The sequence below is a fragment of the Alterinioella sp. genome, from assembly GCF_058343375.1.
This window is the reverse complement of sequence record NZ_JBTUJH010000015.1, coordinates 1-23,132: the sequence shown is the minus strand read 5'-3', so window position 1 is coordinate 23,132 and position 23,132 is coordinate 1. Positions and strand designations below refer to the sequence as shown.

Annotated in this window: 23 protein-coding genes; 14 read left to right on the top strand and 9 right to left on the bottom strand. The window is 60.2% G+C overall.

What is annotated here, in order from left to right; all coding sequences use genetic code 11:
• Positions 1-240 precede the first annotated feature (240 nt).
• From rpsF to rplI, 3 genes are read left to right on the top strand one after another with little or no spacing between them, the layout of a single operon-like run.
• The gene (gene rpsF / locus ACW8PS_RS02570) at positions 241-594 is read left to right on the top strand and encodes a 30S ribosomal protein S6 (protein ID WP_491525695.1); all 354 of its coding nucleotides are present in this window, start codon (positions 241-243) and stop codon (positions 592-594) included.
• 22 nt (positions 595-616) lie between these two features.
• Positions 617-844 (top strand): 30S ribosomal protein S18, encoded by a 228-nt coding sequence (rpsR, locus tag ACW8PS_RS02565; protein WP_491525694.1) that lies wholly within the window; start codon positions 617-619, stop codon positions 842-844.
• 12 nt (positions 845-856) lie between these two features.
• The gene (gene rplI, locus ACW8PS_RS02560) at positions 857-1,495 is read left to right on the top strand and encodes a 50S ribosomal protein L9 (RefSeq protein ID WP_491525693.1); all 639 of its coding nucleotides are present in this window, start codon (positions 857-859) and stop codon (positions 1,493-1,495) included.
• Positions 1,496-1,644: 149 nt separating this feature from the next.
• On the opposite strand, the gene ACW8PS_RS02555 is transcribed toward rplI, so the two are convergent.
• The 7 genes from ACW8PS_RS02555 to ACW8PS_RS02525 all read right to left on the bottom strand — a co-directional run bounded on the left by ACW8PS_RS02555 (position 1,645) and on the right by ACW8PS_RS02525 (position 10,463).
• Entirely contained in the window at positions 1,645-2,361 is a 717-nt protein-coding gene (locus ACW8PS_RS02555) for a hypothetical protein (RefSeq protein WP_491525692.1), read from the bottom strand.
• Between the two features lie 470 nt (positions 2,362-2,831).
• Positions 2,832-3,299, bottom strand: coding sequence for a hypothetical protein (locus tag ACW8PS_RS02550; protein ID WP_491525690.1), 468 nt, complete (start codon positions 3,297-3,299; stop codon positions 2,832-2,834).
• A gap of 424 nt (positions 3,300-3,723) precedes the next feature.
• Complete coding sequence (locus ACW8PS_RS02545) at positions 3,724-5,145, bottom strand: hypothetical protein (protein ID WP_491525689.1); 1,422 nt, start codon at positions 5,143-5,145, stop codon at positions 3,724-3,726.
• A 639-nt stretch (positions 5,146-5,784) separates the two neighbouring features.
• Complete coding sequence (tig, locus tag ACW8PS_RS02540) at positions 5,785-7,110, bottom strand: trigger factor (protein WP_491525688.1); 1,326 nt, start codon at positions 7,108-7,110, stop codon at positions 5,785-5,787.
• 277 nt (positions 7,111-7,387) lie between these two features.
• The gene (locus ACW8PS_RS02535; RefSeq protein WP_491525687.1) at positions 7,388-7,816 is read right to left on the bottom strand and encodes a MerR family transcriptional regulator; all 429 of its coding nucleotides are present in this window, start codon (positions 7,814-7,816) and stop codon (positions 7,388-7,390) included.
• A gap of 114 nt (positions 7,817-7,930) precedes the next feature.
• Positions 7,931-8,104 carry a hypothetical protein gene (locus tag ACW8PS_RS02530; RefSeq protein ID WP_491525686.1) on the bottom strand — a complete coding sequence of 58 codons (174 nt, stop codon included), beginning with the start codon at positions 8,102-8,104 and terminating at the stop codon, positions 7,931-7,933.
• Between the two features lie 37 nt (positions 8,105-8,141).
• Positions 8,142-10,463, bottom strand: coding sequence for a heavy metal translocating P-type ATPase (locus ACW8PS_RS02525; protein ID WP_491525685.1), 2,322 nt, complete (start codon positions 10,461-10,463; stop codon positions 8,142-8,144).
• Positions 10,464-10,727: 264 nt separating this feature from the next.
• Here ACW8PS_RS02525 and ACW8PS_RS02520 point away from each other — a divergent pair, with 264 nt between their 5' ends.
• The 5 genes from ACW8PS_RS02520 to ACW8PS_RS02500 all read left to right on the top strand — a co-directional run bounded on the left by ACW8PS_RS02520 (position 10,728) and on the right by ACW8PS_RS02500 (position 15,289).
• Positions 10,728-11,096, top strand: coding sequence for a hypothetical protein (locus ACW8PS_RS02520; RefSeq protein WP_491525684.1), 369 nt, complete (start codon positions 10,728-10,730; stop codon positions 11,094-11,096).
• A 65-nt stretch (positions 11,097-11,161) separates the two neighbouring features.
• Complete coding sequence (locus tag ACW8PS_RS02515; protein WP_491525683.1) at positions 11,162-11,764, top strand: cupredoxin domain-containing protein; 603 nt, start codon at positions 11,162-11,164, stop codon at positions 11,762-11,764.
• Between the two features lie 48 nt (positions 11,765-11,812).
• Entirely contained in the window at positions 11,813-13,393 is a 1,581-nt protein-coding gene (locus ACW8PS_RS02510) for a cytochrome c oxidase subunit I (RefSeq protein WP_491525682.1), read from the top strand.
• Between the two features lie 14 nt (positions 13,394-13,407).
• Positions 13,408-14,271 carry a multicopper oxidase domain-containing protein gene (locus tag ACW8PS_RS02505; protein WP_491525681.1) on the top strand — a complete coding sequence of 288 codons (864 nt, stop codon included), beginning with the start codon at positions 13,408-13,410 and terminating at the stop codon, positions 14,269-14,271.
• Positions 14,272-14,362: 91 nt separating this feature from the next.
• Entirely contained in the window at positions 14,363-15,289 is a 927-nt protein-coding gene (locus tag ACW8PS_RS02500) for a heme o synthase (protein WP_491525680.1), read from the top strand.
• A 72-nt stretch (positions 15,290-15,361) separates the two neighbouring features.
• Here ACW8PS_RS02500 and ACW8PS_RS02495 read toward each other — a convergent pair whose 3' ends face one another.
• Positions 15,362-15,964 carry an RNA polymerase sigma factor gene (locus tag ACW8PS_RS02495; RefSeq protein WP_491525679.1) on the bottom strand — a complete coding sequence of 201 codons (603 nt, stop codon included), beginning with the start codon at positions 15,962-15,964 and terminating at the stop codon, positions 15,362-15,364.
• A gap of 82 nt (positions 15,965-16,046) precedes the next feature.
• Positions 16,047-16,964 carry a DMT family transporter gene (locus tag ACW8PS_RS02490; protein WP_491525678.1) on the bottom strand — a complete coding sequence of 306 codons (918 nt, stop codon included), beginning with the start codon at positions 16,962-16,964 and terminating at the stop codon, positions 16,047-16,049.
• Positions 16,965-17,076: 112 nt separating this feature from the next.
• Here ACW8PS_RS02490 and ACW8PS_RS02485 point away from each other — a divergent pair, with 112 nt between their 5' ends.
• From ACW8PS_RS02485 to ACW8PS_RS02460, 6 genes are all read left to right on the top strand, one after another.
• Positions 17,077-17,259: a hypothetical protein gene (locus ACW8PS_RS02485; protein WP_491525677.1), complete on the top strand. Its 183-nt coding sequence runs from the start codon at positions 17,077-17,079 to the stop codon at positions 17,257-17,259.
• A 777-nt stretch (positions 17,260-18,036) separates the two neighbouring features.
• The gene (locus tag ACW8PS_RS02480; protein WP_491525676.1) at positions 18,037-19,353 is read left to right on the top strand and encodes a class I SAM-dependent methyltransferase; all 1,317 of its coding nucleotides are present in this window, start codon (positions 18,037-18,039) and stop codon (positions 19,351-19,353) included.
• A gap of 135 nt (positions 19,354-19,488) precedes the next feature.
• Positions 19,489-20,712, top strand: a complete 1,224-nt coding sequence (nhaA, locus tag ACW8PS_RS02475) for a Na+/H+ antiporter NhaA (protein ID WP_491525675.1) — start codon at positions 19,489-19,491, stop codon at positions 20,710-20,712.
• A gap of 257 nt (positions 20,713-20,969) precedes the next feature.
• The gene (locus ACW8PS_RS02470) at positions 20,970-21,257 is read left to right on the top strand and encodes a hypothetical protein (protein ID WP_491525674.1); all 288 of its coding nucleotides are present in this window, start codon (positions 20,970-20,972) and stop codon (positions 21,255-21,257) included.
• A gap of 146 nt (positions 21,258-21,403) precedes the next feature.
• On the top strand, positions 21,404-21,673 hold the full coding sequence (locus ACW8PS_RS02465; RefSeq protein WP_491525673.1) for a DUF5676 family membrane protein: 270 nt from the start codon (positions 21,404-21,406) through the stop codon (positions 21,671-21,673).
• The coding region (locus ACW8PS_RS02460) for a DUF3141 domain-containing protein (RefSeq protein WP_491525672.1) at positions 21,670-23,132 on the top strand (1,463 nt) is incomplete at its 3' end. The genes ACW8PS_RS02465 and ACW8PS_RS02460, both read left to right, overlap by 4 nt.

Below are 23,132 nucleotides of genomic sequence, written 5' to 3'. Positions count from 1 at the left end.
CCATTGCCCCCCTGACCCGCCATAATGGACATGCCACCGCCCCGGCCGTCGATCACCTCGGGGATCATGGGCTGCCGCCTGGCTGTGGGCGCGCGGGGAAAGCGCTTGATCTCGCCGTTGACTTGGCTATAAGGCGGGCTTCCTCTGCTGATGCTTTGCACCGGCGTGGTCTCTCGTGGTCGGGGGCAGAGGATCAACCCCGACCTTTGAAACACGCCTTAGAAAATGACTGGAGACCCCATGCCTCTTTATGAGCATGTGATGATTGCGCGTCAGGACCTGTCCAACACGCAAGCCGAAGGCCTTATCGAACATTTCGGCACCGTTTTGTCGGACAATGGCGGCACCGTCATTGACCACGAATACTGGGGCGTCAAGACGATGGCCTACAAGATCAACAAGAACCGCAAGGGCCATTACGCCTATATCCGCACCGATGCGCCTTCGGCCGCCGTGCAGGAGATGGAGCGCCTGATGCGCCTGCATGATGATGTGATGCGCGTTCTGACCATCCGGGTCGATGAACATGCCGAGGGCCCTTCGGCCCAGATGCAGAAACGTGATGAACGCGACACCCGTCGCGAACGCCGCTGAATTTCAGGGAAGGATCAAACTGATGGCCGCAAAACCTTTTTTCCGCCGCCGCAAGACCGACCCGTTCGCGGGCCAGAATGCACCCAAAATCGACTATAAGGACATCCGTCTTCTGCAGCGCTATGTTTCCGAGCGTGGCAAGATCGTGCCGTCCCGTATCACTGCCGTAGGGGCAAAAAATCAGCGTGCCTTGGCCCGTGCGATCAAACGCGCACGGTTTCTGGCCCTGCTTCCCTACGCCGTCAAATAAGGAATCTGACCCATGGACGTTATCCTTCTGGAACGCGTGGCCAAACTGGGCCAGATGGGCGAAGTCGTCTCCGTCAAGGAGGGCTATGCCCGCAATTTCCTGTTGCCGCAGAAAAAAGCCCTGCGCGCCAATGAAACCAATCTGAAGGTCTTTGAGAACCAGAAAGCGCAGCTTGAAGCGCATAATCTGGAGAGCAAGGGCGAAGCTGAAGCGCTTGGGGCCAAGCTGGCCGGTCAGCAGTTCATCGTGATCCGGTCTGCATCGGATGCGGGGGCGCTCTATGGCTCGGTCACCACGCGTGACGCCGCCGAAGCGGCCACGGCCGAGGGCTTTACTCTGGACAAGAAACAGGTCGCCCTGGCGCGCCCGATCAAGGATCTGGGCATGCACACGGTTCACGTGATCCTGCATCCCGAGGTCGAGGTTGATATTGCGCTGAACGTGGCGCGTTCGCCCGAAGAGGCCGAATTGCAGGCCTCTGGCAAATCCATTCAGGAACTTGCCGCCGAAGCCGAGGCCGAGGCCGAGTTCGAGATTGCGGAGCTGTTCGACGATATCGGGGCAGCCGCCTCGGATGACGATGAACTGGCCGGGGCTGTCTCGGAGGCTGACGCGCCTGCGGCAGAAGGCACGGACGACGACGACGCCTGACCCGTCAGAACCCTTTACCGGGTGGAAAATAGACGCCTGCGCCTTTTGCCGAAGGCGCGGGCGTTTTTCGTATATTGCAATGTGCCGGAACAAAAAAAGGGCCCGCCCCCATCAATGGGGGGCGGGCCTGTTGGTGTCGGGTCGATGACCTATTTGTTGTCAGTCACCGGTGCGTCAGGCAGGGGTGCCGGAGCCGGTGCCGGAGCGGGCAGCGGAGCCGGTGCCGGAGCGGGCAGCGGTGCAGGGGCCGGAGCGGGCAGCGGTGCCGGGGCCGGAGCAGGTGCCGGCAATGGTGCCGGAGCAGGTGCAGGTGCCGCAGGTGCGGGCAGCGGTGCGGGCGCAGGTGCCGGAGCAGGCGTCGCGGGGACAAATCCGCCGCCGCCCGGTGCCGCCGGGGCCGCGCCGGCAACTGCAATCGCCTGGGCCGTCAGATTGGCCTCGCAGAAGCTGCCATCATACGAACCCACCCAGATATCGACGCGGCCATTCAGGTTCTCGGCCCCCGAAATGGTCAGGCGCGGATCAAGGTTGCCATTGCCGTCATCGTCAAACAGCCAGGTCGTGTTGACGGTATTGACCAGCAGCGTCGCATCGCAGGCCGATACCACTGACAGCTCCAGGTCGTAATTGTCCATCGCGCTCAGGATCAGCGAAAAATCGGGCACCTGGGCGGTAAAACCGATACCGGGCAATCCACAGCCCGCCACATCAAATGATCCTCCCGCAGTAACCGGGGCGATTTGCCCGCCAACCAACTGGGCACCGGTAAACTCATAGGTTTCACCAATCTGTTGCCAGCTCGGGCAGGCCATCGCGGCCGCGCTGCTGATCAGGATAAAGGCGGTCGATGCAAGGAGTGTTTTCATGGCAGTGGGTCCTCAAAAGTCTCGGTTTCAGATAAAGGTAAAGATGGGCCGGTTGGGGGGTAATTGCAAAGGCAATGTCAGGCGGCCCGACTCTGACGGGGTGGGGCATGGCGCAAATCCTTTCCGGCGATACCATTGATATCATTCGGTTGCCGGTCGAACTTGGCAGGTATTTCTGCGGCAAGGCTGCGGGGCAATTTCCGCTGCCGCAAGGGCTGCCCCATATATCGACCCAACCTTCCTGTTTGGACGTGTCGGGTAGCGTCACAACCGCAAGAATGTCGTTGATATCTCCATATTGATCATGCTGGTGTGTGTTAGAAAATGTTTGTGTGAATACAAAACGTTAATTCATTGTCTGGCCGGACAGTTTGTTTTTGAACATCATCGCCCCCCTATCGGGCCGCTCCAACAAGAAAAGGCCGCCCTAAACCGGGCGGCCTTTCCAGGATCACGACGTGAAACAGAGGTCAGTTATACCAGGTTTCCAGTTCCAGTGTCGCACCACAGGTCGAGCTGCCATAGGTGCCGACCCAGACATCGATGCGGCCCTGGCTGTCGGAGGTGCCAATAAGGTTCACGCGGGGAAGCAGGTTGCCGGCGCTGTCATCGTCGAAATACCATGTGGCATTTGCCGAGTTCACCAGCAAAACTGTGTCGCAGGATGCCTGCGTCACTTCGATCTCCAGCCGGCCATAGGATGACATTCCCGAGGTGTAGAACGAGAAATCGGGCTGCGAAATCACGTAGCCGGTATTGTCCCAGCCGCAATTGCGCAGGCTCTGGCTGCCACCGGCGGTTACGCTGTAGCTGTTGGGGCTGAAAAGATCCTGACCGGTCACGGAATAGGTGGCCCGGCCCTGGGTGATCGTCGGGCAGGCCATTGCGGCGACGGAAAGGGACATAAGAACAAAGAAGGAAACAATAAGGGTGCGCATTTAAATCTCCATTTTTATCATGCAAGAGGACCATAACCCCCTATTAGTGTCTTGTCTACACTAAAATAATATCAGGCCCCATGTTTACTATGTCCTCGGTATGCGCGCTTTGGTTCAAAGAGACTTAGGGTCTGTGCCCCTATGCCAGGCTGCGCGATAGCTTGGCATACCAGGCGCGACCCTGCGCGACCGTGCGCCGAAACATGAGCGAATCAGATCCCATGCGTCCCGCATTTTTGATTCGGACCGTTTGCGAAACTCCGCGATTTGTCCGGCCGGGGCCAGGACGCTCCGCGCATTCGGGGCCACCGGCACAGTGACCACGTGGATCAAAACTCGCTCGGACCCGAACCGCAATCGCCGCCAAATTGAAAAGGGCCGCCCCTGACGGACGGCCCCTTCCCTTTCTCAAGAAACGCTGGCGTCAGTTATACCAGGTCTCCAGTTCAAGCGTCGCCGCGCAGGCAGAGCCGTTATAGGTGCCAACCCAGACATCCAGACGGCCGTTCAGACCAGGCCCCGAGGGCAGGTTCAGAAGCGGCTGCAGGCTGCCACCGCCATCATCGTCGAAATACCAGGTGGTATCGGGCGTGTTGACCAGCAGGGTCGGATCGCACTGGCTTTCGACCTCGATCTCAAGCCGATCATAGCCATCCATACCTGACAGGTTGAACGAGAATTGCGGCACCGGATAGACGTAGCCGGCCCCGTCCATCGGGCAATCGCGCAAGGCGGTCGAACCACCGGCCTGCACCTGATAGCGCTGCGGGCTGTAAAGCTGCTGACCGGTCAGGTTGTAGGTCTGGCCGGGCTGCTGCCAGGTCGGGCAGGCAGCGGCAGGGGCTGGCGTCGGCAACGGCTGCGGCGTCGGCAACGGTTGCGGCGTCGGCAGGGGGGCCGGTGCCTGGGCCAGGAAGGTCTCAAGGTTCAGCGTGCCCTGGCAGGTGGTGTTGCCATAGGTTCCGACCCAGATGTCGATGCGACCGTTCAGGTTCTGCGCGCCCCGGATTTCAATCTGAGGGTCCAGATTGCCATTGCTGTCATCGTCAAACAGCCAGGTGGCGTTGGCGGTGTTGATCAGCATGACCGAATCGCAAGAGGCGTCCACATCGGCAACCAGATAATACTGGTCCATGCCGCTCAGGTAGAAGGAATATTGCGGCACCTCCGAGACATAGCCGGAATTCGAAAACCCGCAGCTGCGCAGTTCCGCACCGCCAGTGGCCATCACAGGGAAGGCACGCGGCGAATAAAGTTCCTGACCGGTTGCGTTATAGGACTGGCCCGGAACGCCATAGCTGGGGCAACCGGCGACAGGCAGCGGTGCAGGTGCAGGTGCCGGCGCAGGTGCCGGCGCAGGTGCCGGCACGGGTGCGCCGCCGGCCTGTGCATACCAGGTCTCCATGTTCAGCGTCGCATCGCAATAGCTGCCATCATAGGTGCCGACCCAGATATCGACGCGCCCGTTCAGGTTCTGCGCGCCCCGGATCTCAAGCCGCGGGTCAAGGTTGCCATTGCTGTCATCGTCAAACAGCCAGGTGGCGTTGGCGGTGTTGACCAAAAGCACAGAATCGCAGGCGCTGTCCACATCGGCGACCAGATAGTACTGGTCCATGCCGCTCAGGTAGAACGAGAAATCCGGGGCGGTTGTGGCGAAACCGGAATTGTTGAAACCGCAATTGCGCAGTTCATTCTGGCCACCGGCCACAACGCTGAAAGATTGCGGGCTGTAAAGCTGGTCGCCCGAATAATTGTAGGTTGCGCCGGTCTGGCTGTAATCCGGACAGGCGAGCGCCACCGTAGCCGAGGCAAGAAAGCCAAAAATGGCCATTGCTAAATATCTCACGGGTATTTCCTCCAAGAGATTGGGTTGAGATCATGACTTTAACTTCGTCCCGATGCGCCGACCGCACATGATCCTTTTTCGACCGGCTCGACCCCGTCCCGATCCCCGGGGCCGTAGAAGCAATGAAAGCCATTTTTGGCCGCCCCTGCTATTCGTAAATTCCATCCCTTTCCTGCATCATTGCCGTATCTTGGGCAAAAGGAGCGCGGGCCGCGCCGAGCACCGTGCCGAGGCAGGCGCGCGCAGTTGCGGTCTGGATTGCAGACAGAAAAACAGAAATGCCAAATCCCTCCCAGATTTGTCCGGCCGGCACAGCGGGGCATTTTTGGCCCTCAATTGATCCTACGCGCACGGGCTTGCCTTTTTGGTGGCCCGAAATGGCGCGCTATGGACATGACGCATATATGCGCCGTCTTGCCTGTAAGTGCCTTAACCGGCGTTAAAGGTTCAAATAAAAAAATGACGTCAATCACTACTTGGTTCTGGTCTCGCCGAAAGGATAACAACCTTCCAGCACCAGAGCCTAGGAAAAAAGACTGCGGGAACAGAAAAAGATTATGCATAAACCTGGGCACCGAACAAAAAGGGGGCCGCACATGATGTGCAGCCCCTGAATATCGGGCGTCCCTGACGCGGGATTTATGCGTCGTCCAGCGCCTCGATGGCTTTTTGAAGGTCATCTTTCGAGACTTCCTTGTCGGTGATCTCGGCCATTTCAAAGATGAAATCGACAACCTTGTCTTCAAACAGCGGTGCGCGCAACTGCTGTTGGGCACCCTGGTTCTTCTGGATGAACTCAAAGAACTCGCGTTCCTGACCGGGATATTGCCGGGCCTGGTTCATGATCGCCTGCGTCATCTCGGCGTCGCTGACCTGCACGTCGTTTTTCTGCCCCAGATCGGCCAGCAGCAGCCCCAGACGCACACGGCGTTCGGCCAATGATCTGTGCTCATCGGTCGGCTCGGCCTCGGGGTGGTCATGGCCTTCGACCTCGGGGTTTTCCTCATGCCACAGCTGATGCGCGATCTGGCCGGCTTCGGCATCCACCAGCGAGGGCGGCAGATCGAAATTCACCGCGCCATCGAGTTGATCCAGCAGGTTGCGTTTCATCACCGCGCGCGAGGCGCTGGAATATTCGGCCTTCAGGCGGTCCTTGATCTGGTCGCGCAGGGCCTCCAGGCTGTCGGCCCCGAATTGTTTGGCCAGCTCGTCCGTCAACTCGGCCGCGGCGGGCGCTTTGACTTGCTTGATCTTGCATTCAAAGATCACGGCCTTGCCGGCCAGATGTTCGGCCCCGTATTCCTCGGGGAACGAGACCTCGACGCTTTTCTCGTCACCGGCCACGGCACCAATCAACTGTTCCTCAAAGCCGGGGATGAAACTGTTCGAGCCAAGCGTCAGCGGATAATCTTCTGCCGTGCCGCCCTCGAATGCCTCGCCATCGAGTTTGCCCAGAAAATCAATCACGATCTGATCGCCATCTGCGGCCGGCCCGTCCTTGGTTTCAAAATTCTGCGCTGACTCCGCCAGATTTTTCAGCGCTTCGGCGACGTCATCTTCGGCCGGGGTCACGATCAGTCTTTCCAGCGAGAGCGCCTTGAAATCGACCTCGGGGATCTCGGGCAGCGCCTCATAGGACATGGCGACGACGACATCATCGCCTTCTTTCCAGTCTTCATTGATCATCTTTACTTCGGGCTGCATCGCCGGGCGGTCGCCGCATTCTTCCAGGTGGCTCTGCATCGCGCCATCGACGCTTTCCTGCATGGCTTCACCAATCAGGCGCGGGCCAAACTGCTTTTTCAGCAGCGCCATCGGCACCTTGCCCTTGCGAAAGCCCTTCATTTCGACCCCGGGCTGCGCCTCGAGCAGCTTTTCATCCACTTTCGCGGCCAGTTCGGCGCCGGTGATGGTGATCTCATAGCCGCGCTTGAGGCCCTCGTTCAGCGTTTCAGAAACCTGCATGGCATTCCCTATATTATCTGTGCAGGGCCCCTGCCCCGCAACGTCCAAATTTGCGGTGTTCTATGCGTGGCAGGCCATACGTGCAAGGGCGATCTGGCAATTGATCGGCGTTGCGGCGTGGTCCCGGCAGACAACCCTTGCCGGCTGTTTGAAATTGTCGATGCAGCTATGCGTCCGCAACCGGGCGGTCCGGACCCCGCGCAGGGACGAGCCATGCCGCGCGGCGGGGCCATTGGCGAGGCACAAACCGCCTTGCCAGAACCGGGCCTGCCGCCGATCAGGCCCCGATCTCGTCATGATCGGTCAGACATTCCGAATGATCGCGCAGCACTTCGATGATCTTGCACTCGGACACAGAATTGCCGGCACATTCATTCACCATGCGGCGAAGCTCCTTTTTCAGGGCCTGAAGGCGCTTGATACGCTTTTCCACCTGCACAAGGTGACGTCGCGCAATGATATCCGCATCCGCACAGGAGCGCGACGGATCGTCCGCGAGGTCGAGCAATTCCCGAATCGTTTCAAGCGAAAAGCCAAGCTGGCGGGAATGTCGGATAAACCCCAGACGATCCAGATCCTGTTCGAAATACCGGCGCTGGCCGCCGGCTGAGCGCCCCGGTTCGTTCATCAGACCGATCTGCTCGTAATAGCGGATGGTCTGGACCTTGGTTCCGGTCCTTTTTGAAAGCGTGCCGATGGTAAGCATGGCGATCCCTGTTGCTGAAGTGACTGTAGCTTATCGCGAACCGATCCTGGGCGGGAGGCCAGAAAGATCAACCCCGCCTGTTCGGATACAGGGGGGGGGCGAAACTCATGATGATCAGGTGAACAGCAAGGATGTGGAAAGATCGGGCAGGATGGATGATAGGCCGAGACGCAGCTTGCGATCCAGCATCTGCAAACCGGTGAAGAAGGCAATGGGGACCACCGTCGCCCAGGCCGTTGCCACCCCTACGGATCGAATGACGGCCTGCAGCCGGTCCAGCAGTTTCACACCATCCCCTTCCCTCAAACCTTCTTGCGGGCTTTTCCTATTGGCCCTGGGCCAGCGCAATCCCGGTCATCTTTTTGCCAACCGCCCATCCATCCGGCGGGGTCCTGGTCTCGTTTTTCGAATGCAGCAGCCGCAGCGCATTGGCCACGACGACCAGAGACACCCCGACATCGGCCGCGATGGCCCCCCACATGGTCGCCATGCCGAACGCCGTCAGCCCGACGAACAGCGCCTTGGTGGCAAGCGAAATGCCGATATTCTGGTGGATGATGCCCATGGTTCGGCGCGAATGGGAAATCAGCCACGGCACCTTGCCGATATCATCGGTCATCAAGGCAATATCGGCGGTCTCGATGGCGGCGTCCGATCCGACGGCCCCCATGGCAATGGCGAAATGCGCCCGGGCCATGGCGGGCGCATCATTCACCCCGTCACCGATCATGGCCACCACGTCATGGCTGGCCACCAGTTCCTCGATCGCGGCCACCTTGTCTTCGGGCAACAGCTCGGCGCGGACCTCATCAATGCCGACCACAGCCGCGACGGCGCGGGCGGTGCGTTCATTGTCGCCGGTCAGCATCACGATGGTTTTCACGCCCTGCGCATGCAGCTTTGCGACGATATCCCTGGCGTCGGGGCGGATGCGGTCGCGCAGCTCGATCAGTCCCAGCAGACGCTCGCCCGACCCGACCGCGACAAGCGTGCTGCCGGCCCCTTCGATCCGTTCCAGCAGATCGCGGGGGATGGCATCGGCCAGGCCCTTCTCGGATGCGAACCGGTCAGAGCCGAGCCAGACCGGCTGTCCCTGCCACGACCCCTCGATGCCGCGTCCCGGCACTGTCCTGGTGTCGGTGGCGGCACCCTGGTCCAGCCCGTCGCGCGCACCGCGGGCCAATATGGCCCGCGCCAGCGGATGCGAGGACCGCGCCTCCAATGCCACGGCGGCGCTCAACAGATCGCGTTCCCTGGTGCCCCCCAAGGGATACAGACCCGCAACCTCCGGCTCACCCATGGTGATGGTGCCGGTCTTGTCCATCGCCAGCGCGGTCAGCCGTGACGGGGCCTCGACATAGGCACCGCCCTTGATCAACACCCCGTTGCGCGCCGAAGACGCAAGGGCCGCCACGATCGAGACCGGCGTCGAGATGACCAGCGCGCAGGGGCAGGCGATCACCAGCAGCACCAGCGCGTTGTAGATCCAGTATTCCCACGCAGCTGCGAAGAACAACGGCGGCACGGTGGCGATCAGAATCGCCAGAACCATGACGATGGGCGTGTAGATGCGGGCGAATTTGGTCACCCATTGTTCAACTTCGGCACGCTTGGAATGGGCATCGCCCACCATGCGGATGATCTTGGACAGCACGGTGTCGCCAGCCGCCCTGGTCGCGCGGACAATCAGCGTGCCATCCCCATTGATGGTGCCGGCATAGATGACATCGCCGGTTTCCTTGGCAACCAGAGCGCTTTCGCCGGTGATCGGGGCCTGATCGACATCGCCGCGACCGTCAATCACTTCACCATCGAGCGGAATCCGGTCGCCGCCGCGCACCACGAACCGGTCGCCGATCGCGACCTCGGCTGCCGGCATGTCGGCCTCAGAGTCATCATCGCGGATCACCCGCGCCGTCGGCGGGGCCAGATCGAGCAGCGCCGACACCGCGTTGCGGGCGCGCCCGACGCTCCAGGATTCAAGGGCAAGCGACAGCGCGAAAAAGAACGCGACCGTGGCGGCTTCGAAAAATTCACCCAGGCCGATCGCGCCGGCCACCGCCACAATCATAAGCAGGTTCATGTCGGGCGACAGCCTGCGCGCCGCCGACCATGCCTTTGGCGCGACCAGCCAGGCACCGAATATGATGGCCAGCATGAACAGGGCGACCTCGATCAGCGGCATTGCCGCATCGCCATGGCCGGAGAACAGCCGCAGCGCCCCTGAGAGGCCGCTTTCGACAGCATGGTAGATAAAGCCCGCCGCCCAGAACCCGCCACTGAGCCCGGTGAACAGCCGCTGGCGCGCAAAATGGGCGGCCTGATCGCCTTCGACGGTCTTTGCATCCCAAAGCTTGGCGCTCATTCCGGTCGACCCGATAATCTTGATGATCTTTTCGGCAGCTAACGGATTTGCGCCCTCAAGAATTGTCATCCGACCATTCAGCACATCGAATGCCAGATGCTCGGTGCCGCCGATTTCGGGGCCCAGAACGCGGCTCAGAATTCCAACTTCTTCGGCGCAGTCAAGCCCGTTGACGCGAAAGCTCTGCCCTGATTCTGGCGGTGGGGCTGGTTGCGCAAAAGGATCGCAAGCCGTTCCACAGCAGGCGGATTCCGCATGTTTATGGGTATGATCATGTGCCAATTTTCTGTCCTGTCCTGAATTTCGCTCTCAAGATAGGAGCTTCAGTAACTAGAGGTTCAAGTGCTTTTATTGCCCCCCCGAACGCGGCTTGCAAAACACCGATATCGCCCGCGATCGCCAAGGCGGGGCCATAACCGCAAGAAAATTATCGAATGTTCCAATATTGAATCCTAAAATTTCTTGTGCTAACGATTCCGGCAACGGGAGGACGATAGCATCGACGCAGTCTTGAAACGCATGGGGCAATGTCTTCGCACGGCGTGTTTGCTGGTGCTCGTTGTGACGAGCATCGTCGGCGCGTCGTCGCGCAATGCCATGGCCATGGACTCCGATGTGATCTCCCGGATGCGGTTAGACCTGTCACAAGATTGTCAGCCCGCCGCGATCACCGATTTGTCCGGCGCGATCTGCGATGGTGATGGTGAAATTCCTGCCCGGATGCCCAACTGCCCGATGATCAATCTTTGCCTGAATATGGGCACAGGGTCTGGCCATTGCGGTCTGGTGGCTGTGACCGATCCGGCAATTGTTCCCGACGCCTGCACCAGCGCTGTGTCGGTCGTCTTTTTGCGCAGTGCGGTTCAAAGATCCGGGCTTGTCGCAGATCCTGTTTTTCACCCCCCGATCCTCTGAAACGCCGTTCACGGTTGCGCTGAGGCGCAACAGAGAAAACTTCGTTTCAACAGGGGAAAACTGGAATGGAAAACGCACTCGGGCTGGCCGGATACCAGTCTACAATGATGATAATCGTATTCGCGGTGCTGGGGCTTGGCATCGCGGCGCTGTTCGCGGCGCTGTTTCTACCGTCACGCTGGCGACTGCCCTATTCGATGGAGTTCCTTTTCGTCGGTCTGCTGATCGTCATGGTCTGGTATGGCGACAACCGCAGCTCAGAGATCTTCGCGGCCTATCAGGCACCACTGGAAGAAGAAGGTGTTCTGGAAATCGGGTATGACCCGGAAAACAGCAATTTTGACCGCGTTATCAGAGTTCTGGCATTCCAGTGGGGATTTGCCTTCATCAACGAAGAGGATGAATTATCGCGCAATGCGGCGATCGTTCAGCCCGGAGAACGGGTGCTGTTCAGCCTGTTTGCCAATGATGTCATCCATGGCTTCAACATCCCCGCCGCCGGCATCACGGCCGAGTTCGAACCGGGGGTCGAACGCAATGTCTGGATTCTCGCGCCCGAAGAACCGGGGCGCTACCTGATCCAATGCCTGAACTACTGCGGTGTCGGACACTCGCAGATGAAGGCCTGGCTTGTGGTCCTAGGCGAAGAGTCCGAAGCCGAGGCCTGATCAGGCCCGCACGGACATAACCGAATTTCTAAGGAAGGAAACCGCACCATGGCAAGCGTACATGATGCAGAACGTATGGGTGGCACGCCCCATTGGGAGGCCGAAGATGTCATCGGCAAGATGACACTTCGCGATCTTCTGTTTTCACATGATTACCGTCACATCGCCATCAAGGGCATGTTGACCTCAGTGATGATGCTGGGGCTTGGCGGGCTGATGGCCATTCTGTTCAGAACCGAACTGGCCCAGCCCGATATCCAGTTCTTCGACGCACGGCCCTATATGTCGCTTATGACCCTGCATGGCATGTTCATGGTCTTCGGCTTCATCATTCCGTTCGTCATCTCGATCATGTATTACATGATCCCCAAGGTCCTGGGCACCGATCAGTTGCTCTGGGCGCGCGGGGCGCAATGGAGCTACTGGCTGTTGATCGTCGCGGCGGTGCTGCTGGTCATTTCACGGCCCGATTTCACCTGGACCTTCTATCCGCCAATGTCACTTCGGGTCGGCGGAAGCCTGATCTGGATGGGGTATCTCGCGGTTGTCCTGGTGGCGATCTCGGAATTCATTGCCGGGGCGGTTCTGTTCAAGAACGGCTATGCAGCCATGCGCCGCATTGGCGTGAAGAAAATGCCCCTGATGGGGTGGGGTGCCCTTTCCGAAGGTATCCTGCTGATCGGATCGACCCCGATCCTGGCACTGGTTGGTATCTTCATGTATACCGATTGGGCCCAGATCACGGCGGTCTATGACCCGTCGCGCGGCGGCAATGTGATGACCTTCATGTTCATGTTCTGGTTCTATGGGCACCCGGCCGTCTATCTGCCGCTGATGCCGGCGGTAGCTACGCTTTATACGCTGCTGCCACGGTTCCTGGGACGTCCGATCTGGAGCTACTGGTCGGCCGTGACCGCTTTTGTCCTGCTGACCGTGTTGGGCTTTGTGGTTTACCCGCACCATTTCCAGCCGGCCGAGAATGTCAGTGGCTGGCTGCAACGCACGACGCAGATTCTGACCTTGATGATCTTCATCCCGTCGACGCTGCATGTCTTCAACTGGATCGCAACGCTCTGGTCCGACCCGATTCCGGCCGCGGCCCGGCGTGCGATACCGTTCAAGTTCATGATCGCCTCGATCTTCTTTCTGATGCTGGGCGGCGTGACGGCCTATCTGAACGCGCAGATCGCCGTGGATAGCGACTTTGTCCACAACACCTATTTCGTCCCGGCGCATTTCCACGCCATGTTCGTGGGCTTCATGGCCAATATGGCGATGGCGGGGTTCTACTATCTCTACCCCTACTTCACCGGACGGATGTTCAATCAGGCCCTTGCCAATACCCATTTCTGGTTCTGGCAGATCGGTATCTTCAGCAAGGTCACGCTGATGTATTACCTGGGCTTCAACTACTTCCCGCGTTGGGTCGTGGATTATCTGGACCTGCCACAATGGTCGATGCCGCAAATGATGCTGACCGCGGCCGCCTATCTGATTGGGCTCGGTTTCATCGTTTTCGTCTTCAACACCATGATAAGCTCCACCCGCGGGGCAAAGGTGTCTGGCGACCCCTGGGCCATTGACAGTGGCGAAGCTGGCACCGCGGCCAAGCCGGTCCCGGCTGAATAAGAAGGAAAACCCAAATGATCATGAGAGTATTTCTGCTATTCGGGCTCGTCCTTCTGGGAGGGACAGCCTATTTCACCGTCGTCGAGACACCGCCAACTGTGCAATTGCCCCCAACGGTCGGGGATTATGCGCGCCTTCGCGAAGAAGGGATCATCCCCGAAGGGGTCCTGGTGGAGAACGAGGAGGTCGAACATGAAGTGTTCGGTGTCCCGCCCGAGGATGAGGCAATGATTGCGGCCGCATTGGAAAACATGGACATGGGCGACATGGACATGGATATGGGTGCCATGGATATGGGCGAAGGCACCCAGATGGACATGGGCGAAGGCACCACCATGGATATGGACATGGATGGTGACGGCACCATGGACATGGCCGAGGCCGACATGCCCGCGGATGGTGCCATGGATATGGGCGAGGACGCCCAGATGGAGATGACCGAATTCGAAGAGGAAGAAGCCAACCGTCTGATGGCTGGCCAAATGGCCGGGCTGATCATCACCGATGACGGTGAGTTCGACCGCGAGATCATCCTGAGCATGTCGGAATGGACCTTCTCGGATCTCGAGATCGACGCCCAACCCGGTGAACGCATCCGATTCACGTTGCGCAATGATGGCCAGATCCTGCACGAGTTCATGTTCATGAGCATGGCCGCGATGCAGGGGGTGAATTATCGTGCCCGGCGGGCGGATTGGAACCTTCTGGAACATGAGGCGCTTTACGAGAAATCGCTGCTTCTGCCCGGCGACGAGATCAGCTTTGTGGCCGAAATCGTGCGCCCCGGCGTCTGGATGTTCATGTGCATGCTGCCCTATCACATGCAGATGGGCATGATGGGCCAGATGGCCACCGAAGGCATGGCGATGGACATGTAGCCTGCCCGGCTACAGTTCCGGCGATCCGACCCGCGGCCCGGACATTCCAGGCCGGGCCGCGGCACTGCACCTCCAGCCCCCGGGGGCCAATATGGCTGATACCTCAAACTATTCCCCTGCCCTGCGCAGGCCGCTACCGGCAAGTTATCTTGCGCTGCTGAAGCCGCGTGTGATGTCGCTGGTGATCTTTACCGCCATGGTCGGTGTCTTTGCGGCCCCCGCCTCCGTGGACCCGGTTACCGGGCTGCTGTCGATCCTGTTCATCGCCACCGGGGCCGGTGCCTCGGGCGCGCTGAACATGTGGTGGGATGCTGATATCGACATCCAGATGCGGCGCACCCGCAACCGTCCGATCCCCAATGGCGATGTGTCGCCAAGGGCTGCGCTGGTCTTTGGGCTGGTGCTGTCGGTTCTGTCTGTTTTCGCGCTCTGGGCCGTGTCCAACGCATTGGCGGCGGGCCTTCTGGCCTTCACCATCTTTTTCTACGTCGTGATCTACTCCATGATCCTGAAGCGGCGCACACCGCAAAACATCGTGATTGGCGGTGCCGCGGGGGCGTTTCCGCCAATGATCGGATGGGCGGTGGCGATGGGCAGTATCGACATTGAAAGTGTCATGCTGTTTGGCTTGATCTTTTTCTGGACGCCGCCGCATTTCTGGGCCCTGGCGCTTTATATGCACGATGATTATTCGCGCGCCGGCGTGCCGATGCTGACGGTCACCCATGGCCGGACGGCGACGCGGCGACATGTTCTGATCTATAGCGTGGTTCTGGCCGTGATCTCGATCGCCATGGGGTTTTCGGCGATAGGCGGTCCGATCTATCTGGTCGCCGCGGTTGTTCTCAACCTGATGTTGCTGCGCCGTGCGCTGGCCATCGCGTCGCGAGATGAAACCACCGCCACTGATGATCGCTACGCCACCGAACGCGCGTTTTTCCGGCTGACGCTTCTCTATCTCTTTGTGCTGTTCGCCGCGGTCTGGCTTGAGGCTGCCCTGAACGCGATCGGCCTGTAGACCGCTGTTATCGGCCACGGAAATGCCGGGATGTCATGTGCAAGACCCCGCACAGACCCGGAACGCCGGGCCCTACCCTGCAAGGGCGGCATCATCGGGGCTTTCGTGGTTGCAAAAGCAATCGCGAAACTCGGATTTGCAACAGCCGCCGCAATGCTGTTTCAGCGCCACACCAATAGCGGCCCTTGCCCGGTGCAGCCGAACCCGAAGGTTCTGTTGCGAAATGCCCATCGCAGCCGCGACATCGCGGCGCGGTTCCTCCAGAAAATCGACCCGCCGCAGCAGCTCGGCATATTCGGGTCGCAATCTGGGCAGCAACCCGCGCAGACAATTGCAGATCGCCCCGGCCTCCTCGGCCTCGACGCTGTCGCCATCCAGCACCATCTTTTCGCGCGAATAGCGGGCATCGCCGCGTTTGCGCACCGTATCGCCGCGGAAATGATCCATCAAAACGGATCGCAGAACGGTATAGAGCCAGCCGATGGCGCTGCGGTCATCGCGAAGCTGCGTGTCGCTTTGCATCACCCGGATGCAGAAGCTGTGCAGGATATCTTCGGCTGTTGCCTGATCCCCGACCCGGCGCATCAGATAGCGCAGGAAGTCGGCGTAATGGGCCTGTAGCGCGCGCTCCAGCGCCGGCGAGGCCGGGCGCATATCGTCTGATGGGGTGTTCACAGGGGCATTCATTGCACGGGCTTTCTATCAACTCGGTGTTCTTATCTATGATGTCGCGGCACCACTACTACCATGATGCACATCAAATTCGCACAGGATCGGGCGGCGGCTGCGGGCCGGCCTTGCGGGCCGTGCCGCGACCTGCCACCAACACCACGCCAAGGATGGCCAGCGATATCCCGATCAGCTTCAGCAAGCCAAGCGTTTCACCAAAGAACACCATCCCCATCGTCAGCCCGAACACCGGCACCAGAAAGCTGAACGCATTGGCCTGATTGAGCGGCACTGTCGTCAGAACCGACATCCACAGCACATAGACCAGAGCCGAGCCGAACAGCGCCAGCGCCAGCACTATGGCGATGAAGGTGGCCGACCACTGGATCGCGCCCGGATCCTCGGTCATGCCGGCGGCAATGGCCAGCGGAACGCTGCCAATCAGAAACTGCATCCCCACCGCCATCAGCGGGTCGATCTGCCCGGCGATTTTCTTGATCATCACATTGCTGACCGTGATCCCGAGGGCGGCCAGCATGATATAGGCCACGCCGATCAGATAATTGCCCTGGCCACCTGCAATCAATTGCGGGGCGGCAATCACCACGATCCCGAGAAACCCGAGGGAAAGCCCCACCTTGCCGATGGGGGCCAGACGTTCGCCCAGCACCACGGCCCCCAGGCCCGCCGCCAACAGGGGTTGGGTGTTTGCGATCACCGTTGCGATGCCCGGCGACACGAATTCAGCGGCATGAAACATGCCCAGAAACCCCAGGCTGGTGGCCCCGATCCCCATCACGGACAGGGTCGCCCAAACCTTGAGGCCACGTGGAAATGGCCGCCCGAGCGCCCATGCCAGCCCAACCAGGACCAGACCCGCGATGGCCGCGCGCAGCGTTGCAAAGCTGAGATGCGGGGCCAGGGTGATGCCGATGGTGATCAGCGGAAAACAGGCCGCCCAAAGCAGCATCGCCGCGATGATCCTGGAAATCGAAAAAGGTGTCATGCCATCCCACTTTCGACAACAGGGTTGATCCAGGGCAAGGATGCGAATGTTGTCATCGGGACTTCACTGGCGCGAATGACCGGGCAGCCAGCTGGCAAAAGCAACGCTTCGCATGAGCGAGACGACGGGTCACCTCGGCCCGGGAAGATCCGATCTGATCCGCGATCTGTGCCGGGCTCTGGCCCTGCATCTCGGCCCGTATCAGGATATCGGCATCTGCGGGGTCCATCAGCTGGTAAAGTGTCAGGGCCAGATCGTGAAACAAGGCCTGCAACTCCGCATCCGCGGGCTCTGATACGCCGCACCGGCAGGGCGCGGGTTTGCGGGTTTGCGGATCCGCCTGGTCGAAATCGCCATGTCTCATCTTGGGGCGCCTCCTGATTGCATCGCGCTCACTTCAACTGACGTGCGGGCGCGCGCTTCGTTACGGGATATGGTCTGCCTTTGATGAAAGATTTGAAAAAACCCGGCGGCGGCGGGGATATTCTGTAACAATCCGGCGGCGCGCGCGTCTTTATCATCAGGGGGCAAAGTCAGGCCGCCATGCATGAAACGAAATGAAAGGGATACATAATGTCGTGGATCGTCGAAATGGGACCCGTGATCATGGTCGCCGGAAGCGCCCTGTTATTTGTTGCAGCTGTATTCGCCAGGAATGAGCCGGCTCTGATCATTCAGAGACACCGCCGCGTTCGGGACCGCAAGACATCCGACAGGTGACGCCGAACCGAACATGACCCTCTCGATGCTGCGTTTTCGGAAAAGCCCGCATCACCTGACGCTGCCTGAGATCAAGGATTTCAACGCGCCCGGCGATGCGCCCTGTCTCAGCGATTGCGAGACCTGTTTTAGGCAATAAAGACCCCTGATGCGCCTTGGCCCTGAAACGATCTGCCTGTTGGGCGGTCACGGCGATATCGGCCTGATGATCAAACGCCCTTTACGACCGTGCCGGCCGCGCAGCCACCGCTGCGCGGTCGGTCTGCGTTGTCAGCGAATGCCCGTTCGGCGTTTCGGGCTTCGATCTGTAACGGATTTCTCCTGCTGGCGTCTTGATAGGGACACAGCCTGAATGGGGGAAGCCGTCATGAATGACAGCACCGGACTGAACAGATCCACCGCAACCAGGATCCATCCTGTTGCAATTGACGACCGGCCAGGCGGTCGGTTCAACCTCTGGGCGCAGCTGCTTGGCCGGTTTCTGAGCCGGTCCATCAGAAGCGGCACATTGATCCTGACCTTCCCGGACGGATCACGGCAGCGCTTTGGCAGCGGCAGCCCGCAGGTAGCGGCCACGATCACCCGCGCGCAAACCCTGCGCCGGATCACGCTGAACCCCGATCTGGCGGTGGGCGAGGCCTATATGGATGGCAGCCTGCGCATCGACAGCGGCGACATCTACGATTTTCTGGACCTTGTTCTGGGCAATCTCGGGGCGACCACAAAATCGCCATTGCGCCGGGGTTGGCTGGCCTTTCGGCGCCTGATCCGGCCTTTGACCCTGTTCAATCCGGCCAGCCGGTCGCGGGCAAATGTGGCGCATCATTACGACCTGAGCGATCGCCTGTATGACCAGTTTCTGGATGCTGACCGGCAATATTCCTGCGCCTATTTTGCCACGCCCGGTGACTCGCTGGAACAGGCGCAGGTGCAGAAAAAGCGCCATATCGCGGCCAAGCTGCTGCTGCGCCCCGGCCAGCGGGTGCTTGATATCGGGTCGGGATGGGGCGGGTTGGCCCGGTTTCTGGCGAGCCAGGCCGATGTTTCGGTCACCGGCCTGACCTTGTCCGAGGAACAGCTCTCCTATGCACAAGCGCAGACCGCCGGCGCGGAGCTGGAAAACAAGGTGGCGTTCCACCTGCGCGACTACCGCCATGAAACCGCGCGCTATGACCGGATCGTGTCGGTGGGCATGTTCGAGCATGTCGGCACGCCGCATTACCGCACCTATTTCAACACCATTGCAGACCGGCTGAAAGAGGATGGCGTCGCGCTGATCCATACCATCGGATCAAGCAGCCCGCCGGGGGCCCCGAGCGCGTGGATCAAGAAATACATCTTTCCGGGCGGCTATGTCCCGGCCATGTCCGAAGTTCTGCCCGCCATTGAAAAAAGTGGCCTGATCGTCACGGATGTCGAGGTTCTGCGCCTGCATTACGCTGAAACCCTGCGCTTGTGGCGGCAGCGGTTCCTGGCCAACCGGGCCCGGATCTCCGAATTTTACGACGACCGGTTTTGCCGGATGTGGGAGTTTTACCTGGCCGCATGCGAGGCCGGGTTCCGCCATGGCGGGCTGGTGGTATTCCAGTTCCAACTGGCCAAGCGCAACAGCACGGTGCCGCTGACACGCGACTATATTGCCGAGGCGGAGGGGCACCGCCTGTATTGACAATGCGCCCGCGCGGCGACACATCGCATAGGCCACGAAACGCCCCAACAGTTCGGAGCGGCCTGATGCGATCATGGCCGCCCCTTCCCCTCAGCCATGCGCGCGCGAACAAGATCAAGAAGCACTGGACCCGATGTGAACCTGAAACGTCCGACCCTCGACAAAATATCGGGCGGGTTGATTCTGGGGGCCATTTTGGCAGCTTTGATCGCTGCGAATTCGCCCCTGGCGGGCCTCTATGATGCCATTCACCATATCCCTATCCGCATCGGCCTGGCCCCTTACCTGATTGATGAACCGCTGATTGTCTGGATCAATCAGGGGTTGATGACCCTCTTCTTCGTGCTGGTCGGGGTCGAGATCAAACATGAGCTGCTTGAGGGGCACCTGTCCAGCCTGCGCCGCGCGGCCCTGCCCGCCATCGCCGCTTTTGGCGGTATGGTGGTCCCGGCGCTTGTCTTTGCCGCTTTTACGGCATCCGATGGCGACGCGCTGCGCGGTTGGGCGATCCCGATGGCTACCGACATCGCACTTGCCCTGGCCATCCTGTCGCTGTTGGGCGCGCGCGTTCCGGTCGGGCTGAAGGTGTTTCTGATGGCGCTGGCGATTTTCGATGATATCGGCGCGGTGGTGATCATCGCGGCGTTTTACGGCGAGGACATTCAGATCCTGCCGGTGCTGCTTGCCGTTATGACATTCGCAGTCATGGTTGGCCTGAACCGGATGGGATATGCCCGCCCCTGGGCGCTGACGGCCCTTGGCGTGCTGCTTTGGTTTGCCTTTTTCCGGTCAGGGATCGAGCCCGCGCTTGCGGGCGTTCTGATTGCAGCCGTGGTGCCCAACGGGGTCAGGGGCAGCAGCGCGCCATCACCGCTTTTGCTGACGGAAAGATTTCTGCACCCCTGGGCCGGCTTGCTGATCGTGCCACTATTCGGGTTTTTCAATGCCGGTGTCACGATCGAGCCGGAGACTTTGCGAAATGTCACCGGCGGGGTGTCCCTGGGTGTTTTCCTCGGCCTGTTTCTGGGCAAGCAGATCGGTGTGTTTGGGGCCACCTGGTGCGCCGTCAAGCTGAAGATCGGCCTTTTGCCGCCGGGCGTCGGGTTTCGCCATATCTATGGCGTAAGCCTGCTGGCGGGTGTCGGGTTCACCATGGGCCTCTTTGTCACCGCGCTGGCCTTTGAGACATCGGAAATGGCGGCAAGCGCGCGGCTGGCAATCCTGGCCGGGTCCGGCCTGTCAGCCATGGCCGGGCTGATCGTCTTGTGGTTTGCGCAAAACGCGCGACCCCGAAACGCAGGTGGCACAGCCCCAGGGCGGGATCTGAGTGACCGGGCCAGCGACGGCCACGAAGATTAGAGCGCGTCGCGCCAAATTGAATTCACCGGCCGGCCCGAACGCATTCGATTGCGCGAACGCTGCCTCGGTCCGGGTGATGAATGCGCGAATCCGATCAGGCGCGACGCGCTATAGGTTGACATATATCAACAACACACAGACGCTTTCATGCAATGGTCTGGATCATGCCCAACAGCCGATATCAACTTTTGCTTGCCAAAGTCGCGCGGCGGTGTCGCGTCGGGATTCTGACGCTGATGGCGATCGGGATGGTCCTCATGGCTGCGCATAATGATGTCGCCCGCGCGGCTGAGCCAGGTGCGACAGCTGCAGGTCTCATGCTGGCGGATCTGGACTCTCAAACAGATCCGCATGTTACCATTGCGCCAACGCAGACCGATTCCTGCCCCTCGCAAACCTCGTGCCACCATGGCCAGCCGTTATTTGGTGGCGTGGCAACCACGGCAGGCCTGCTGCCGCATGGCAGTTTCTGGCGGCTCATCCCCAGCCAGATCCACACCTGCGGGCACCATGTTGGCCTGGACCATCCGCCGCCGATTGCCTGACGCTTTTGCGTTCGCAGCCTCTCGTTACAGTTTTCGCCTTGGTGACTGTAACGCCTGTTCCCTGACAACGTCTTGATACTGAACCCGTGAGAACGCGGGCGGACCTGTCGTGTTTGCCACGATTTCCAGCTTCAAGGAGGGACCCAATGTCTGATTCAAGACCCATCCGCATCTACCCGGTCGCCATGGCGCTTGGCATTCTGCTGTCGCTGAGCTTTGCCCTATGCGTCGTCTTTGGCCTGCTGTTTCCAAACGTCACCATGTATCAGGCCTGGTTGCCTCTGTTGCCGGGCGTCACCTGGATCAGTTGGTCCAGCGCCATTCTGGGCCTGGTCGAAACCTTCGCCTATGGCTGGTATATCGCCTTGATTTTCGTGCCTGCGCTGAACTTCTTTTCACGGCGGGCCGCAGCATGAACATGCAACCTTCGATTGACCGGCTGATCGGCGCGATGACGGATATACCCGCGCCATCCGATACCAGCGCAGCCCCCCTGCCCGATCCGGCGGCCTATGGCCGGGATCTGTGGGAACGCTCGGTGCTGTTTGTCGATACGCTGCGCGAACGCGCCGACAACATGATCGCGCATGACCGCGCCGGCATGCCGCCGCTGCTGGATTTCAAATATGAAACCCTGCTGGATGCGCGCCAATTCGCGCGCCCGGCCAATTACGCCCTGCTGCGCATCACCGAGGTCGATGGCAATTGCTGGGATGATTGCGTCGATGCCGAAAAACCGCCCGTCATCGTGGTGGACCCGCGCGCCGGCCACGGGCCGGGCATTGGCGGCTTCAAGCGTGACAGCGAGGTCGGCATGGCGATGGCCGAGGGCCACCCGGTCTATTTCGTCATCTTCTTTCCCGAGCCGGTGAAAGAGCAGACGCTTGAGAATGTGCTTCTGGCCCTGCGCCGCTTTGTCGAGGAGGTTTCGGAGCGCCACGATGGCGCTGCGCCCGTTCTCTATGGCAATTGCCAGGCCGGGTGGGCGGTGACGCTGCTGGCGGCGCATTGCGAAGGTCTGGCGGGGCCGGTTGTCCTGAATGGCTCGCCGCTGTCCTATTGGGCGGGCGAAGATGGGGTGAACCCGATGCGTATCACGGGGGGCCTGCTTGGCGGGTCCTGGCTGGCGCATCTGATTGCCGATCTGGGTGACGGGCGCTTTGACGGGGCCTGGCTGGCGCAAAACTTCGAAAGCCTGAAGCCGGAAAAGGCGATCTGGGAAAAATACGCCAACCTGCTGGCGAATGTAGATACCGAACGTGATCGTTTTCTGGATTTTGAGCGTTGGTGGAACGGGTTTTATAGTCTCAGCCGCCCGGAAATCCTCTCCATTACCCAGAACCTGTTCATCGGCAACCAGCTGGAGAATGGCGAGATGGCGATTGGCGATCACTGCGTCGCCGATCTGCGCAAGATCAAGAACCCGATGATCGTGTTCGCCTCCTATGGCGACAATATCACGCCGCCGGCGCAGGCTTTGGGCTGGATTGCGGCGGTCTATAAGGACACGGCCGATCTGAAAGCGGCCGGTCAGCGGATCGTCTATCTGACCAATGCCCATGTCGGGCATCTGGGCATTTTCGTGTCGGCCTCGGTGGCGCGGCTGGAACATCGCGCCATTCTGGAAAGCCTGGACAGGATCAACAAGTTGAAACCCGGTCTTTACGAGATGAAGATCGACAATCCCACTGGCGATCCCGACTGCCACGCGCCGCACTACAAGCTCCGGTTCGAGCCGCGCGATGTGCGCGATCTGGCCCAGGAGGTTCCCGAACAGGCCTTTGACGCCGTGCAGCGCCTGTCCAAGGTTAACGAGGCGCTCTATTCCACCTTTGTCAGCCCCTGGATCCGCCTGATGACAACGCCTGCCAGCGC